The organism is Terrabacter sp. Root85 (assembly GCF_001429185.1).
Classification (GTDB): domain Bacteria; phylum Actinomycetota; class Actinomycetes; order Actinomycetales; family Dermatophilaceae; genus Terrabacter.
The window spans coordinates 21975-37647 of sequence record NZ_LMIW01000009.1; the positions used below are offsets into that span (position 1 = coordinate 21975).

General features: G+C 72.3%; 13 protein-coding genes. 6 read left to right on the forward strand and 7 right to left on the reverse strand.

The window, feature by feature from the left end:
- Positions 1 to 18: 18 nt before the first annotated feature.
- Both ASE25_RS12360 and ASE25_RS12365 read right to left on the reverse strand, forming a co-directional pair.
- Positions 19 to 444: a hypothetical protein gene (locus ASE25_RS12360; protein WP_056775079.1), complete on the reverse strand. Its 426-nt coding sequence runs from the start codon at positions 442 to 444 to the stop codon at positions 19 to 21.
- Between the two features lie 80 nt (positions 445 to 524).
- Positions 525 to 1844 carry a glycoside hydrolase family 1 protein gene (locus tag ASE25_RS12365; protein WP_056825821.1) on the reverse strand — a complete coding sequence of 440 codons (1320 nt, stop codon included), beginning with the start codon at positions 1842 to 1844 and terminating at the stop codon, positions 525 to 527.
- A gap of 42 nt (positions 1845 to 1886) precedes the next feature.
- Between ASE25_RS12365 and glp the strand changes: the two genes are divergently transcribed.
- From glp to ASE25_RS12380, 3 genes are all read left to right on the forward strand, one after another.
- Positions 1887 to 3080, forward strand: coding sequence for a gephyrin-like molybdotransferase Glp (gene glp, locus ASE25_RS12370; protein ID WP_056825823.1), 1194 nt, complete (start codon positions 1887 to 1889; stop codon positions 3078 to 3080).
- Positions 3081 to 3116: 36 nt separating this feature from the next.
- Positions 3117 to 4754, forward strand: a complete 1638-nt coding sequence (locus ASE25_RS12375) for an ABC-F family ATP-binding cassette domain-containing protein (RefSeq protein ID WP_056826227.1) — start codon at positions 3117 to 3119, stop codon at positions 4752 to 4754.
- Positions 4755 to 4853: 99 nt separating this feature from the next.
- Positions 4854 to 5204 carry a VOC family protein gene (locus ASE25_RS12380; RefSeq protein ID WP_056775070.1) on the forward strand — a complete coding sequence of 117 codons (351 nt, stop codon included), beginning with the start codon at positions 4854 to 4856 and terminating at the stop codon, positions 5202 to 5204.
- A 109-nt stretch (positions 5205 to 5313) separates the two neighbouring features.
- Here ASE25_RS12380 and ASE25_RS12385 read toward each other — a convergent pair whose 3' ends face one another.
- Positions 5314 to 5652 carry a YciI family protein gene (locus ASE25_RS12385; protein ID WP_056775067.1) on the reverse strand — a complete coding sequence of 113 codons (339 nt, stop codon included), beginning with the start codon at positions 5650 to 5652 and terminating at the stop codon, positions 5314 to 5316.
- Positions 5653 to 5687: 35 nt separating this feature from the next.
- Positions 5688 to 6536, reverse strand: a complete 849-nt coding sequence (gene fdhD / locus ASE25_RS12390) for a formate dehydrogenase accessory sulfurtransferase FdhD (protein WP_056775390.1) — start codon at positions 6534 to 6536, stop codon at positions 5688 to 5690.
- A 38-nt stretch (positions 6537 to 6574) separates the two neighbouring features.
- On the opposite strand from fdhD, the gene ASE25_RS12395 reads away from it, so the two are divergent.
- Entirely contained in the window at positions 6575 to 7222 is a 648-nt protein-coding gene (locus ASE25_RS12395; RefSeq protein WP_157623417.1) for a molybdenum cofactor guanylyltransferase, read from the forward strand.
- A 246-nt stretch (positions 7223 to 7468) separates the two neighbouring features.
- The gene (locus tag ASE25_RS12400) at positions 7469 to 9526 is read left to right on the forward strand and encodes a M4 family metallopeptidase (protein WP_056825827.1); all 2058 of its coding nucleotides are present in this window, start codon (positions 7469 to 7471) and stop codon (positions 9524 to 9526) included.
- Between the two features lie 130 nt (positions 9527 to 9656).
- Here ASE25_RS12400 and ASE25_RS12405 read toward each other — a convergent pair whose 3' ends face one another.
- Positions 9657 to 10283 carry a hypothetical protein gene (locus tag ASE25_RS12405; protein ID WP_157623418.1) on the reverse strand — a complete coding sequence of 209 codons (627 nt, stop codon included), beginning with the start codon at positions 10281 to 10283 and terminating at the stop codon, positions 9657 to 9659.
- 234 nt (positions 10284 to 10517) lie between these two features.
- Here ASE25_RS12405 and ASE25_RS12410 point away from each other — a divergent pair, with 234 nt between their 5' ends.
- Positions 10518 to 12482, forward strand: coding sequence for an N-acetylmuramoyl-L-alanine amidase (locus ASE25_RS12410; protein WP_082622853.1), 1965 nt, complete (start codon positions 10518 to 10520; stop codon positions 12480 to 12482).
- Positions 12483 to 12623: 141 nt separating this feature from the next.
- On the opposite strand, the gene ASE25_RS12415 is transcribed toward ASE25_RS12410, so the two are convergent.
- Both ASE25_RS12415 and ASE25_RS12420 read right to left on the reverse strand, forming a co-directional pair.
- A complete protein-coding gene (locus tag ASE25_RS12415; RefSeq protein WP_056825830.1) occupies positions 12624 to 14549 on the reverse strand; it encodes a penicillin-binding transpeptidase domain-containing protein in 1926 nt (641 codons plus the stop codon).
- 35 nt (positions 14550 to 14584) lie between these two features.
- On the reverse strand, positions 14585 to 15619 hold the full coding sequence (locus tag ASE25_RS12420) for a hypothetical protein (RefSeq protein WP_157623419.1): 1035 nt from the start codon (positions 15617 to 15619) through the stop codon (positions 14585 to 14587).
- Between the last annotated feature and the right edge of the window lie 54 nt (positions 15620 to 15673).

Consider the following 15673-nt stretch of genomic DNA (forward strand, 5'->3'; position numbering starts at 1 on the left):
TTCCCGTGTTCGGGCTGCTCAGGGCTCCGTCGCGTCGCGCAGCGGCAGCTCGACCTGGCACTCGTAGTAGCGCATCTGGAGCCGGGAGTGCTCGACGTCGATGGTGCCCTCGCCCACGGCGATGACGTCGTCGAGCCACCGGTGCGACGGTGCCTCGGCCTGGAAGGTGAGGACGTGGACGCCGCGACCGTCCGTCAGCGACGACAGGCCGGTCAGGGTGAAGAGCACGACCCCGTCGTCGACGTGGATGACGCCCCTGGCCTCCGGTGAGGCCCAGCCCTCCCGGATGCGCGGGAAGTTCGACCACGACGCCGTGCCCGACAGCCGGCCCGTCAGGGTGCCGGTGCCCTGGCCGTAGACGCGTCCGTCACGCCCGGCCGAGGGCTCGACCTCGTGGATGAGGTCATAGACCCAGCTCGCGTCACAGAGAGGGATGAGACGCATGGCAGCCTCCTCGGGAAGGTCCGACCCCTTCGACGGTACTCTCGTCGTCGCGCCCGCGCCGCCGTCTGTGCGAGATCACCTCAACGGTGATGGGCCCCGGCGCTGCTGACCGGATAAGTCTGTCCCGCAACGTATCTCGCGTGCATGTCGGCCGTCGCTCCGCCCTCACGGGCGACCTCGGCGAAGAGTCGCCCCGAGTCGCGCACCGTGCGCTCCTGCGTGTCGTAGTCGAGGGCCACGAGGCCGAACCGCGGGCCCTCGCCCTCGTTCCACTCCCAGTTGTCGACGAAGCACCAGTGGTAGTAGCGGTCGACCGGAACCCCTTGGGCCCGAACGTCGCTCAGGACCGACAGGTGCTCCCAGAGGTAGCGCGACCGGAAGGCGTCGGCGGCGTCACACGTGCCGTTCTCGGTGACCCAGACGGGAAGGCGGTAGGTCTCCCACGCCCACCGGGCCGTCTCGCCGAGCCCGGCGGCATGCACCTCCCAGCCGAGGTCGTTGACCGGGACGCCCGGCGGCGTGCCGTCGTCGAAGCGCGTCACCGTGGTCCGGGAGTAGTAGTTGAGCCCGAAGAAGTCGGCGTAGCGCCCGGGCGTGATCCCGTCCGGTCGGCGCAGCGGCGGCGCGAACTCCCCGGTCGTCATCGCCCGCACGATCGCGTCCTGGAAGAGGTGGCGCATGACGGGTGTCAGCGCGCGGTGCCAGGGGTTGCGGGGGTTGCCCGGCCGGAAGGGCCGCAGGTGGTGGGCGACCCCGACCATCGTGTCGGAGCCGGGCCGCAGCGCGTGGATGAGGGCGTACGCCCGGATGTGCGCGGCCGCGAGCACGCCGTAGACCCGCATCCCCTCGCGCAGGCTCCGGTGGCCCGGCGGGAAGTCGCCGAAGACGTGCGCGCCGCTGACGTAGACGTTCGGCTCGTTGATCGTCACCCACTCCGCGACGAGGTCGCCCAGCCGCGTCACGACCTCGGCGACGAAGCGCTCCCACACCCACAGGGCGCCGGGCGCGAGCCATCCGCCGTCGCGCTCGAACCACAGCGGGTGGCTGAAGTGGTGCAGCGTCACGAGGGGGCGGATCCCCTTGTCGCGCAAAAGCTCCAGCTCCTCTCGGTAGCGGGCGAACGCCGCGTCGTCCCACACGCCCGGGAGCGGCTCGAGGCGCGCCCACTCGACGCTCATTCGGTAGACCTGCACCCCGAGCGAGGCCATCAGCCCGGTGTCCTCGCGCCAGCGCCGCCAGTGGTCGGTGGCGCGCCGTGGCGTCGAGCCGTCGGCGATGGTGCCCGGGCGGTCGGCCCAGTCGGTCCAGCTGCTCTCGACGTCCCCGCCCTCGATCTGCGTGGCCGCGGTCGCGACGCCGAGCAGCAGCCCGTCGAGCCTGAAGCCGTCAGCGGTCGCCATGCGGCTCAACGTACCGGCGCCCGATGCGTCAGACTGGCGCGCGTGGGTCACGTCTCCGTCGCAGATCACCGGTCCGCCGTCGAGCGGCTGCTCGGCGACGGGTCCCTCGAGCAGGTGACGCTCGACCGCCACGCCGCCGGACGCCGCCTCGCCGCCGACCTCGTCGCGGCCGACGACCTGCCGCGCTTCGACGCCTCGGCCATGGACGGGTATGCCGTGTGCCCGGGTTCGCCGGACCAGCGCGCCTATCCCGTCGTCGGGGACGTGCCCGCCGGGTCGGCACCCGACTTCGTGCTGGCCCCCGGTGAGGCGGCCCGGGTCATGACGGGCGCGCGGGTGCCGCAGGGCACGGTCGCCGTCGTCCCCGTCGAGCGCACCGACGCTAGCCCCACCGGCCCCGCGCCCGAGCACGTCACCGTCGACCTCGATCCCGCACCGGGCCGGCACATCCGTCCCCGCGGCGAGGACGTGGCGGCTGGGTCGGTCATCGCGACCGCCGGCACGGCCGTGACGGCGGCGCTCATCGCGCTGGGTCGTTCGGCCGGGTGCACGAAGGTCGAGGTCCACGTGCCGACGAGGGTGGCGGTCATCGCGACCGGCGCCGAGCTCGCGCCGCCCGAGGCCGACCCCGGCGCCGGCGGCATCCACGAGTCGAACTCCGACATGGTCGCCGCGCTCGCCGAGGCCGCGGGCTGCGACGTGCGCCGTGTCGAGGTGTGCTCCGACGAGCCCGACGACCTGCGGGCCAGGCTCGACGCGCTCGACGCCGACCCCGACGTCGATCTCGTCGTCACGACCGGGGGCGTCAGCGCCGGCGCCTACGAGGTCGTGCGACAGGTCTGCGAGCCGCTCCCGACGTTCGACTTCGTCCACCTCGCGATGCAGCCCGGCGGCCCGCAGGGGCTCGGCCGCTACGGGTCCACGCCGGTCGTCTGCCTGCCGGGGACGCCGATCGGCGCGTTCGTGGCCTTCCACGTGCTCGTCCGTCCGGCGCTCGACCGACGCCACGGGGTGCCGCCCACGCGACCCGGCCGGGCGGCATACGTCGGCAGGACCCGACGCACCCGCACGGGGCGCGTCCAGTTCGTCACGAGCGTGCTCCACGACGACGGCACCGTCAGCGCGCCCGACGCCCGGCACCTCACGGCGCTCGCCGCGGCCACCTGCCTCATCGAGGTGCCCGAAGGTGTCGACCAGCTCATCGAGGGCGACCTCGTCGCCGTCCACCCGGTGTGAACGGGGCACCGGCCGAGCGCCCCTAGGCTGGTGGGCGTGAGCGCGACCCTCGTGGCCAAGGACCTCGCCGGGGGCCACGCCCACCGGACCCTCTTCGAGCACCTCGACCTCACGGTCGCGCCCGGCGACGTCGTCGGGGTCGTCGGCGCCAACGGGGCCGGCAAGTCGACCCTGCTGCGCCTGCTCGCCGGCGAGGACGAGCCGCTCGGCGGCACCGTGACGACCGCGCCCTCCGACGCGTTCGTCGGGTGGTTGCCGCAGGAGCACGAGCGCGTGCCCGGCGAGACCGTCGCCGACCACATCGGTCGCCGCACGGGCGCCACCGCCGCGACCCTCGCCATGGAGGAGGCGGCTGCCACCCTCGGCGGTGACGACCCCACCGCCGACGAGAGGTATGCCGTCGCGCTCGACCACTGGCTCGTCAGCGGTGCGCCGGACCTCGACGACCGGATCCCGCCGATGCTCGCCGAGCTGGGCCTCGACGTCGGACCTGACGCGCTCATGACGTCCCTCTCCGGAGGCCAGGCGGCCCGGGCGGCGCTCGCCGCGCTGCTGCTGAGCCGCTTCGACCTCGTGCTCCTCGACGAACCGACCAACGACCTCGACCTCGCCGGGCTCGACCGGCTCGAGGCCTTCGTCGACGGCCAGCGCGGGGGAGTCGTGCTCGTCTCGCACGACCGCGAGTTCCTCGCCCGCTGCGTCACCCGCATCGTCGAGCTCGACCTCGCGCAGAACTCCGTCGCCGTCCACGACGGCGGCTACGAGTCCTACCTCGAGGAGCGCGAGGTCGCCCGTCGGCACGCGCGCGAGGCGTACGAGGCGTATGCCGGCACGAAGTCCGACCTCGAGGCGCGGGCCCGCACGCAGCGCGAGTGGTCGTCCAAGGGCGTGCGCAACGCGATGAAGAAGAGCCCCGACAACGACAAGATCCGGCGCTCGGCGCAGCACGACTCGGCCGAGAAGCAGGCCCGCAAGGTGCGCCAGATGGAGTCGCGGATCGCCCGGCTCGACGAGGTCGCCGAGCCGCGCAAGGAGTGGGTGCTCCAGTTCAGCATCGCCGCGGCGCCCCGGTCGAGCTCCGTGGTCGCGACGCTCAACGAGGCCGTCGTGCGCCGGGGTGACTGGACCATCGGACCGGTGTCGCTGCAGGTCGAGGCGCGACGGCGCATCGGCATCACCGGGCCCAACGGCGCCGGCAAGACGACCCTGCTGTCGCTCCTGCTCGGGCGGGTCGACCCCGACGAGGGGAGCGCCTCGCTCGGGGCCAGCGTCGCCGTCGGCGAGATCGACCAGTCGCGCACGGGTCTGCGCGACGACCTCCCGCTCGGGGACGCGTTCGGCGAGGCCGTGCCCGACCTCAACCCGGCCGACCGCCGCACCCTGCTCGCGAAGTTCGGGCTCAAGGCCGACCAGGTCGGCAGCGCCGTCGGTCGGCTCTCACCCGGCGAGCGCACCCGGGCCGCGATGGCGCTCCTCCAGGCGCGGGGCGTCAACCTTCTCGTCCTCGACGAGCCGACGAACCACCTCGACCTGCCCGCCATCGAGCAGCTCGAGGAGGCGCTCGACTCCTACGACGGGGCCCTGCTGCTGGTGTCGCACGACCGCCGGCTGCTCGAGAACGTCCGTCTCGACGAGCGCTGGCACGTCGAGGCCGGCAAGGTCACGGCGACCTGACCGGCCGGTCGAGCGGGGCGCGTGTCGATTTCCGGGGCGCTCGTTCGTCATCGAGGTGAGCGGTCACCGGCCGGTGATCGTGAGCCCACGGAGGTCATCATGAGTCACCCCATCGTCCACGCCGAGATCCGCTCGAGCGACCCCGACGCCACCCGCGCCTTCTTCGGCGACCTGTTCGGCTGGACCTATCCCACCGAGGGCGCCTTCCCCGGCTACACCTTCGTCGAGACGGGCGTCCCGGGCGCGCTCTACACGGCGATCAGCCCGCTGCAGGGCGATGCCGACCTCGTCACGTTCTTCGTCGGCGTCGACGACATGACCGCCTCCATCGCCGACGCGACCCGCCTCGGCGGCCGGGTCGTGCAGGATCCGGTCACGGTCCCGGGCGTCGCGTTCGCCCTCATCGCCGACCCGCAGGGTCACGTCGTCGGCCTGGCCCAACAGCTCTGACCCCCTCCCCCACCCCCGCAACACACCGAGCAGGTCACAACACACCCGGGTCCGATCCCGGTGTGTCGCGACCTGCACGGTGTGTTGCCCGGGGGAGTGGTGCGGGGTGTCAGCCGGGTGAGTTGGTCGGGTCGGCGACCCACGGGCCGAGCGGCGGGTCCCACCGGCGCACGACGCGGCGCAGAATGTGGCCGCCGAGCCAGTAGGGGTCCTGGTCGAACGCCTCGGTGACCGCCTCGAGCGACTCGCCCGAGCACACGATCAGCGCCGCGTTGACGGCCTCCTGATCGGTCGGCTCGCCCTCGCTCACCTCGTCGATGCCGTCCTGGTACATCCCGGCGACGAGCAGCCCAGAGAGCCCGCTCAGCCACTCGCGGTGCTCGGGGCGGATCGTCAGCATCTCGGTCGCGTCGTCGGGGTAGGTGTAGTGGATCGCGAAGATCGCCACGGGTGGGCCTCCAGTCGCTCGGGTGGTCAGGGTGGTCAGGTGGTCGTGATCCGGTGCGCGCCCGCATACACGTTGAGGCGGGTGCCGCGCACGAAGCCGAGCAGGCTCATCCCGGCGTCCTCGGCGCACTCCACCGCCAGTGACGACGGCGCCGAGACCGCTGCGAGGCAAGGGATCCCGGCCATGATCGCCTTCTGGGTCAGCTCGAACGACGCGCGCCCCGACACGACGAGCACGCACCCGACGCCGGGCACGCGTCCGCTCTGCAGGGCCCATCCGACGACCTTGTCGACGGCGTTGTGCCGGCCCACGTCCTCGCGCACGACGAGCAGCTCGCCGTCGGCGGTGAAGAGGCCGGCGGCGTGCAGCCCGCCCGTCTTGTCGAACGACCGCTGCTCGACGCGCAGGGCGTCGGGCAGCTCGGCGATGATCTTGGCCGCGAACTCCGTCGTGTCGGCGCGCACGTCGAAGGCCGACTGCGCCCGCAGCTGCTCGATGCTGGCCTTGCCGCAGACGCCGCACGACGAGTTCGTGAAGAAGGCGCGCGTGGCCGAGGCGGCCGGCGCTGCCACGCCCGGCGCCAGCGTCACGTCGATGACGTTGTACGTGTTCTCGTCGAAGCCGCTCTCACCCGAGACGACCGCGCCCTCGCAGTAGCGCGCCAGGGCGATGTCGTCGGCGGACCTGATCAGCCCCTCCGACATGAGGAAGCCGTGGATGAGCTCGATGTCGTGCCCCGGCGTGCGCATCGTCACCGTGAGCGGCGAGCCGTTGACCCGCAGCTCGAGCGGCTCCTCGACCGTGAGGGTGTCGGGGCGCGTCGTCGACGATGGGGTCGCGAGGTCGATCGTCGTGACCTTGCGCCGTACCGTGACCCGTCCCATGACCTCAGCCTGCCAGACTCCGTGCCAGACTCCGATGGGTGCCGCCCCGCCCACCTGAAGCGCCCCCGGTCGTCGTCGTCCTGACGGGCGGGGCCTCCCGGCGGATGGGCTCGCACAAACCCGTCCTCGACGTCGGCGGCCGCCCCCTCGTCGCGCGCGTGCTCGACGCGGCCGGCGACCGCCCGGCGCTCGTCGTCGGCCCGGGCCAGGGCGTCCCCGACGGCGTACGCGTCGTGTGGGAGCGCGTTCCCGGCGGCGGTCCCGTGTCCGGCGTGTCCACCGCCGTCGAGGCCCTCGCCGCCGATGCCGCCACGAGTGCCACCCCGCTGCCGTATGCCGTCGTGCTGCTGGCCGCGGACCTGCCCTTCGTCACCTCCGCCCACGTCGACCGGCTCCTCGAGGCGCTCGGGTCGGCCGACCTCGCCGTGACGGTCGACCGTGACGGACGCACCAACTGGCTCTGCTCGGCCTGGCGCGTCGCCGCCCTGCACGGGCGTCTCGACGAGCTCGGGGACCCCTACGGCAGGAGCATGCGCGACCTCGCCGACGGCATACGCACGCAGTCGGTGGACGACCCCTCCGGGGTCGCGCTGGACGTCGACACACCGGCCGACCTGACGCGTGCGCGCGACCGTGCGCGCGGCCGCGCGCGCGGCCGCGCGGAGCACCGTCCGAGCGTCGACTGAAGGCCGGCTGAGGCCCTCGACGGGCGACTCTGGGAGATCGCCCAAGTCGGACCCTGCGGCGAATCCCCCTGCGGCCAAGTGCTACTCCGGACTTCGGAGGCATTTGGCAAAGACTTGGTAAGCCCCGTTGACCCGTGTTCCGGGCGGCTGCCAACGTCACGCTCGTTCCGGCCCGATCTCATGTCGTGAGATGAGCGGAACTCCCTCCAGGCGGCCCTCGAGCCGCATCTCGACAAGGAGCAACCAGTGAATCGACTGAAGTCTGGGCTGGCGACCGGAGGGCTGCTCGCCCTCGCCCTCGCCATCTCGCCGGCGATCCCGGCGGGCGCAGCGGCCGGTGCAGGACGCGACAAGGCGCCCGCCCCCGAGTCGCAGAGCCTCAAGGCGACCGAGCAGTCCCGAGCAGCATCGTCCGCGAGCGCCCTCGGCCTCGCCTCGGGCGAGAAGCTCACCGTCAAGTCCGTCATCCAGGACGCCAACGGCGCGACGCACGTCCGCTACGAGCGGACCCTCGACGGCCTCCGCGTCATCGGCGGCGACTTCGTCAGCCACAAGGACTCCTCGGGTGCCGTCAAGAGCGTCACGTGGAACTACCGCAAGAACGTCACCCCCGCGACGATGACCCCGAGCGTCTCCAAGAGCGAGGCGCACCAGGCTGGTCTCGCCGCGTCGAAGGCCAACAAGGAGACCGCCACCCCCGGTGAGCTCGTCGTCTTCCAGTCGGCCACCGGCCCCAAGCTCGCCTACGAGGTCATCACCGAGGGCATCAAGGCCGACCAGACCCCGACCCGACTGCACACGATCGTCGACGCCACGACGGGCAAGACCCTGACGAGCTGGGACGACGTCAAGCAGGGCACCGGCAACGGCATCTTCGTCGGCTCCGTCACGCTGGCCACGACCGCCGGCACGACGTACACGATGAAGGACACGCACGGGAACTACACGACCGACCTCAACCAGGCCACGAGCGGCAACGGCACGACGTTCACCGACGCCGACGACGTCTGGGGCAACGGCGCCCAGAGCAACCGCCAGTCGGCGGCCGTCGACGCGCACTACGGCGCCGGCAAGACGTACGACTACTACAACACCCAGCTCGGCCGCGCCGGCATCTGGAACAACGGCACGGGCGCCCGCAGCCGCGTCCACTACGGCCAGAACTACGTCAACGCCTTCTGGGACGGCACGCAGATGACCTACGGCGACGGCGCGGGCAACGCGGCCCCGCTCGTCGAGCTCGACGTCGCCGGCCACGAGATGAGCCACGGCGTCACCGAGAACACCGCGGGCCTCGCCTACACCGGCGACGCGGGCGGCCTCAACGAGGCGACGTCGGACATCTTCGGCACGGGTGTCGAGTGGTACACCAACAACCCGAGCGACACCCCCGACTACCTCATCGGCGAAGAGATCAACATCAACGGCAACGGCACGCCGCTGCGCTACATGGACAAGCCGAGCAAGGACGGCGGCTCGAAGGACTGCTGGAGCAGCTCCCTCGGCGGCCTCGACCCGCACTACTCGTCCGGCCCGCTGAACCACTGGTACTACCTGGCCTCCGAGGGTTCGGGTGCCAAGACGATCAACGGTGTGAGCTACAACAGCACCACCTGCAACGCCTCGACGGTGACCGGCATCGGCCACCTCAAGGTCGAGAAGATCTGGTACCGCACGCTGTCGACGTACCTCACCTCGAGCAGCAACTACGCGGCGGCCCGCACCGGCGTCATCAAGGCGGCCAAGGACCTCTACGGCGTCGGCTCGGCCGAGTGCACCGCGGTCGACAAGGCCATGGGCGCCATCTCGGCTCCGGCCAGCACCGAGACCTGCGGCACCGGTGGTGGCGGTGGCGGCGGCGCTGCCCTGACGAACGGCGGCTTCGAGTCCGGCCAGACCGGATGGACCGGCACGACGGGCCCGATCACGAACAACACGGGCCGTCCGGCCCACGGTGGCTCGTACAAGCTGTGGCTCGGCGGCAACGGCACGGCCGGCTCGGAGAACGAGTCGCAGACCTTCGCCGTCCCGGCCACGGCCACCGCTCCGGCGCTGACCTACTGGATCCGCATCGACACGGCCGAGACCACGACGACGAGCGCCTACGACACGGCCACCGTCCAGATCAACGGCGTGACGAAGCAGAGCTACTCCAACCTGTCCACGCCGAAGGCGTCCTACGTCCAGAAGACGATCGACCTCACGGCCTACAAGGGCACGAACGTCACGCTGAAGTTCGCTGACACCGAGGACTCCTCGCTCCAGACGAGCTTCGTCGTCGACGACGTCGCGACGAACTTCTGACGGACCGAGCACTCCGGGCCGCGTGAGCTGCCCAGATGGACACGCACCACAGAGGTCGGTATGCCGCCGGGTCAGCCCCGCGGCATACCGACCTCCTGCGTGCGGCGGGGGCTCCTGCCCGCGCGGACGCTCAGGAGGCGGGCGCGGTGGTCGGCGTCCCCGGCGCAGCGGTGGTCGGCGTCGTGCAGCGGGTCGTCGAGGGCGCCGAGAGGGTGACGTCGCTGACGAGGATGCCGACGAGGCCGGAGATCTCACCGAGCGACGGGTCGCTGAGGTCGACGGCGCGGGCCTGGTGGTCGGTGACCGAGATCGTGATCGGGTCGCTCTCGGGGACGGCGTCGGGGTCGAGCACGGTGGACCCGTCGGTCGGCGGCGGGGCCGTCGAGGGGCCGAGGCGGAGCGTCGCGAGGAGGGTGACGAGCTGGCGCTGCTGCGGGGCGCTGAGCGTGCACACGCGACCGTGGACCGAGCGGGTCTCGACGCGGACCCGACCGTTGGCCTCGAGCACGATCTGGTCGTCGAAGCCGGCGATGCCACCGGTGCGCCGCAACGTCAGCGGGAACGTGGGGCCGTACGACGACCCGAGCGCGTCCTCACCGGCGGCGCCGAAGCGCAGCGCCGAGGTCGTCGACGACGTGGGCGCCGAGGCCGACGAGGTCACCTCACCCGTCGACCCGTCCTCAGGCGTGGCTGACCCGCAGCCCCCGACGAAGAGTGCTGCGACGGCCATCCCCACGCACAGGCCTGCGCGCCCCATGACGTCCATGGTGGCCCCTCGCGGCGGACGATGCACGCCCGACGCGGTGGAATCGGGACAACGCTTGGGTGACGGTTTCAAGTGGCGGGCCTCGGGGTGCGCGGGAATGCTCGGTGTCAGAGGTGTGTGTCGGGCTCGGGGCCGGACGCACCCATTCGCACGGAGGCGGGCACCGACGGACCCACGTCGGCGGTCGGCGTCCTGCGGTCACCAGGGACATGAAAGGGACATCGAGTGATACCCATCTCCACACCACACCGAACTCCGGGAAGCCGCAGGACGCGGCGGTCGGTCGCAGCGCTCGGCGCCGTCGCGGCCGTCGCCGCCGGCCTGGCTCTGACGAGCCCGGCCGCGCAGGCTGCGGACCCGTCGGCCTCGGCCTCGGGCAGCGACCCCGCCAGCCGGGAGCGGGCCTTCGCCGCGGCCTCGGCGGAGTACGGCGTGCCGCGCACGGTCCTCGAGGCGGTGTCGTACGCCCAGACCCGCTGGGACTTCAACCCCGGGCACAGCACGTCCGGCGGCTACGGCCCGATGCACCTCGTCGACGCCGACCTCGGCACCCGCGCCGACGCGAAGGGCCTCGGGGAGCCGTCCGCTCCGGAGGCCGCACCCGTGGCCGACACGCTCGGCCGCGCCGCGGAGCTGACCGGCCTCGCCGAGGACGCACTGCGCACCGACGAGGTCGCCAACATCCGCGGCGGTGCGGCCCTGCTCGCCGCCACGCAGAAGCGCCTCGGGCTGCCCATGGGACAGTCCACCGACGCGGGCCAGTGGTACGCCGCCGTCGCCGACGCCTCGGGCTCGGCCCAGGAGGACGTCGCGGCGGCCTTCGCCGACGACACCTACTCCGTCATCGCGTCCGGCGCCTCGCGCCGCACCGTCGACGGCAAGGAGGTCTCGCTGCTGCCGTCGGCCGTCAGGGCGGACACGGCGCAGGTCGACCGCCTCGGGCTGCTCAAGAAGCCCAACGGCGGCCCCGTCGACTGCCCGCCCGGGCTCGACTGCGAGTGGGTCCCCGCACCGTACGAGCAGTACGGCCCGGGCGCCGGTGACTACGGCAACCACGACCTCGCCCAGCGTCCGCGCTCGCCGAAGATCACCAACATCGTCATCCACGACACCGAGGCGACCTACGACACGACCCTCAAGCTGGTGAGCGACCCTACCTACGTGTCGTGGCAGTACAGCCTGCGCAGCTCCGACGGCCACATCGCCCAGCACCTCACGCCGCAGGACGTCGGCTGGCACGCGGGCAACTGGTACGTCAACAGCCACTCGATCGGCCTCGAGCACGAGGGCTTCGCGCCCCAGGGCGCCGAGTGGTTCAGCGAGCCGATGTACCGCTCGTCCGCGCGGCTCGTGCGCTACCTCGCCACGACGTACGACATCCCGCTCGACATGCAGCACGTCTTCGGCCACGACCAGATCCCGGGTGTGACCCCGGGCAACGTCGCCGGCATGCACTGGGACCCGGGCCCCTACTGGAACTGGGAGCACTACTTCCAGCTCCTCGGGGCGCCGCTCTCGGCCCACCAGTCCGGTGCGGCCCAGGACCTCGTGCGGATCCTCCCCGGCTTCGAGGACAACATCCAGCCGGTGACCGGCTGCACGACGGCGGGCGTCGCCTGCCGCGCGCAGGGCACCAACTTCGTCTACCTGCACACCCAGCCGTCCGAGACGGCGCCGCTCGTCAACGACATCGGCCGCAAGTCCAACGGCGCGGCGTCGACGACGAACGTGTCCGACATCGGGGCCCGGGCCCAGACCGGTCTGACCTTCGCCGTGGCCGAGCGCAGCGGTGACTGGACGGCCATCTGGTTCAACGGCGTCAAGGGCTGGTTCCTCAACCCGGCGTCCGACCCGACGGCCGTCCCGGTCAAGGGCTCCTACGTCGTGCCCAAGGCCGGTCTGGCCAAGGCCCCCGTCTACGGGCGGGCCTACCCCGAGGCGTCGGCCTACCCGGCGGGGATCCCGGTCCAGGCGCTCGCGCCGCTGCAGTACTCCTTCGCGGCGGGCCAGCGGTATGCCGTCGGTGACCTCACGGTGCCGACGAACTACTACCGTGCCTCGACGTTCTCGCTGGGGACCCCGAACGACCACGTCGACGTCGTCGGTCAGGACCGCTACTACCAGATCTCCCTCGGCCACCGCTTCGCCTACGTGCGCGCGGCCGACGTGGACGTCGTCACGGCCCAGTAGCCAGCGGCACCACCCAACCGTCGAGGGGCCAGAATCTGTCGCCTCATCGACGTCGAAAGGCCACTTCTCGTCACGAGAAGTGGCCTTTCGACTGCCCGTGACCGGCACGAAGTGGCCTCTCGACGGTCAGGGGGCGGGGGCTCAGCGGAGGTCGTACGCCTTGAGGAAGCTGACGATGAAGGGCGCGGCGCCCGTCACGCCGTTGTCCCCGACCTCGTTGTAGGCCGCGATCGCGATGTCCCCGCGGCCGGCGACCATCCACACGTGGGTGTCGGGCGGGCTCTTCGTGCCGAACTCGGCGGTGCCGGTCTTGGCGTACTCGACGCCGAGCGGACCCAGGACCTTGCCTGACCCCTCGGTGACGACGTCACGCATCTCCTGACGCAGCACACCCGCCTCGGTGGGGTCGAGGGGCGTCGCGGGCTTGGGCAGGGCGGGGGCGCCGGCCACGAGCTGCGGGCGCACCGTCTGGCCCTTCATGACCGACGCGACGACGATCGCCATCGTCAGCGGTGACGCCTCGACGCGCCCCTGCCCGATGAACGACGCCGCGTGCTCGACGACGTCGTCGGTCGTCGGCACCGAGCCGAGGAAGCCGGTGAAGGGCAGGTCGAGCTTCTCGCCCATGCCGAGCGACTGCGCGGCGGACACGAGGTCGTCCTGGCTCACCTTCTCGTGCTGGCTGATGAAGGCCGTGTTGCACGAGTAGGCGAGGGCGGTCCGCATCGGGATGTCGCCGAGCTTGTCCTTGGGGTAAGTCGTGTAGTTGCTGAACCGGCGGCCGTTGACGGTGAGCGTCTCGGTGCACGGCAGCAACGCGTCGGCCGTGGCGCCCTTGCGCACGTTGGCGAGCGAGCTGACGATCTTGAACGTCGAGCCCGGCGCCTCCTTGCCGGCCAGGGCGAGGGTCGTGCCGGCAGCGGCAGGCCCGACGGCCGCGGCGAGCACCTCACCGGTCGACACGCGGACGGCGACGAGCGCGGTCGGGTGCTTCGTCTGCTTGGCGAGCGCCGACTCGGCCGCGGACTGGGCCTTGGGGTCGAGGGTGATCGTCAACGGCTCGCCCTCGGTCGACTGCTCGGCGAAGAGCTCGCGCTTGTCGAGGGCGCTGCCGTCGGCGCCGCGCTTGACGGCGTGGACCGCCAGGCCGGGCGTGCCTCGTAGCCGGGCGTCGTAGCGGTACTCGAGGCCGTTCTTGCCGACGGTGTCGCCGGCCTCGAGGGCGTCCTTCGAGGCCTTGATCTGCTCGGCCGTGGCCTCGCCGACCGTGCCGAGGATCGGGGCGGCCCACGTGCGGCTCGGGCCGAGCACCTGCAGGGCCGGGACGGTGAGCGCACCCGTGACCTTCTCGATCGCGGTGCCCCGCTCCTCGATGATCGGGTCGGTGGCTCGCAGGGTGACGCCCTCGACGAAGGCCTTGGAGCCGGCTGCCTCGACCTTCGCCGCGAAGCGGGCGGGATCGATCTCGATGAGGGCGGCGAGCTTCTTCGCCGCGGCAGTCGCCTCGGCGCCCGACACCTTCGTCTTGTCGATGCCGACGGCGGCGACCTCGCGCTCGGTCATGATCTTGCCGCCCGAGGAGTCGACGATGTCGGCCCGCCGAGGCCACTTGCGGGCGAGGTCGAGGGTCTCGTCGGAGGTGAGCTGGGGCGCGACGACGCCGGGCGTCCAGGACACCCGCCACTGGTCGTCGACGAGACTCAGGTCGACCTGCGTCTCGTAGGTCCAGTCGGTCGGGGACGTCGAGACGTCCCAGCGGCTGAAGAGCGTGGCCGTGGCGTGGTCGGAGCCCTCGGTGTGGCTCATCTCGCTGAGGGCCACCTGCGGACGCAGCGTGCCTAGGTCCTTGTAGGCGGCCTTGACGAAGGCGGTCGCCTTAGCGGGCGTCGTGTTCTTGAAGGTGACCGCGCCGAGGTCACCGCTCGCCAGCCCCGAGGCGAGGGCACGAGCGGTGTCGTCGGGCTTCGGCGGCGAGTCGAAGAGGGAGCAGCCGGCGCCGAGCGTGCCGACGAGCACCCCCGAGAGCGACACGGCGACGAGAGTCCTGGCACGAGATCCCCTGAGCATGGCTCCACGGTACGTGCCGGGCCGCGGCCGCCGTGTCATGAGGTCGTGGCGCCGGCGTGACGATCGTCTGCAGGAGCGGGCGTGTGCCGGGCGGCCTGGCCGGGTGCCTGGCGTGCGCCGCCGCGGGGCGGCGTGCGCGGCCGGCGCCACAGCACGAGCGACCCGAGCAGGCCGACGACGAGCGCGACGAGGTGAACGCCCCAGGCCTGGTTGGCGGGCGACAGAGCGGCGAGGAAGACGTCGCGGCTCGCCTCGACGTGGTCGCGCAGCCCGTTGGGCAGTCCCGAGCGCGGCCGCAGGTAGGACGCGAGGTAGGAGAAGGCGGTCTGGCCGGCGGCGCAGACGGAGAGCAGGACGAGCACCGCGAGCCACGCGACGAGGCGTCGGGCCGGGCGCAGACCCAGGCCGGCCAGGGCGAGACCCGCGGCCACGCCCACGACGACGGAGCTCCACTGCAGCAGGCCCAGCGACCGCTGGAGGCCGAGCAGGGCGACGACGACGGCGCTGACCCAGCTGCCGAGAGCCACGGCGAGCGGGGCGGCGGCCAGGGCTCGCAGCACCGGGCCGCCGAGGGCGACGAGGAGCCCGAGCACGAGACCGAGGACGGTGCCGAGGACCGCGACGGCGAGGACGCCGACGATGACGCGGTCGTCGCGGTCGAAGTCGCTGCCGAGCTGGCGGGTGGCCCCCGCCGACTGGGCGATCGTGTAGGCGCCGGACGTGAGGGCCCCCAGGGTGGCGAGCACGGCCACCCGGAGCCGTCGCCCGGCGCGGGGACGCACCCAGAGCGTCGCGAGGGCCGCGAGGCCGCCGCCGACGAGCGTGATCGTCAGGAGCAGCCCGAGGCGCGCCGTGATGAACGGCAGGAGGCTGATGTAGCCGTCGGTCGCCGACCCCGTGGCGACGTCGTAGGGCCAGTTTCGTGGTGAGCGCGCGCCGAGCCCGTCGAGGATCCAGGGCAGCGCGCCGCCGACCCACCAGGCCGCCGCCGCGAGAGGGAGGACCGGCCACAGGTGGGCACGCGCAGGCCGACGGTGTGCCTCACTGCCCACGCCAACGCCGGTGTCCACGCGCAGATCCGATCATGACTGACCGACATCCGCCAATCGTCGGCGTGCTCGAGC

Excerpts from the sequence above, each read along its gene's own strand:
- ASE25_RS12365 (WP_056825821.1), bottom strand. The coding sequence starts at position 1,844 with ATGGCGACCGCTGACGGCTTCAGGCTCGACGGGCTGCTGCTCGGCGTC.
- fdhD (WP_056775390.1), bottom strand. The coding sequence starts at position 6,536 with ATGGGACGGGTCACGGTACGGCGCAAGGTCACGACGATCGACCTCGCG.
- ASE25_RS12360 (WP_056775079.1), bottom strand. The coding sequence starts at position 444 with ATGCGTCTCATCCCTCTCTGTGACGCGAGCTGGGTCTATGACCTCATC.
- ASE25_RS12405 (WP_157623418.1), bottom strand. The coding sequence starts at position 10,283 with ATGGGGCGCGCAGGCCTGTGCGTGGGGATGGCCGTCGCAGCACTCTTC.
- ASE25_RS12380 (WP_056775070.1), top strand. The coding sequence starts at position 4,854 with ATGAGTCACCCCATCGTCCACGCCGAGATCCGCTCGAGCGACCCCGAC.
- ASE25_RS12415 (WP_056825830.1), bottom strand. The coding sequence starts at position 14,549 with ATGCTCAGGGGATCTCGTGCCAGGACTCTCGTCGCCGTGTCGCTCTCG.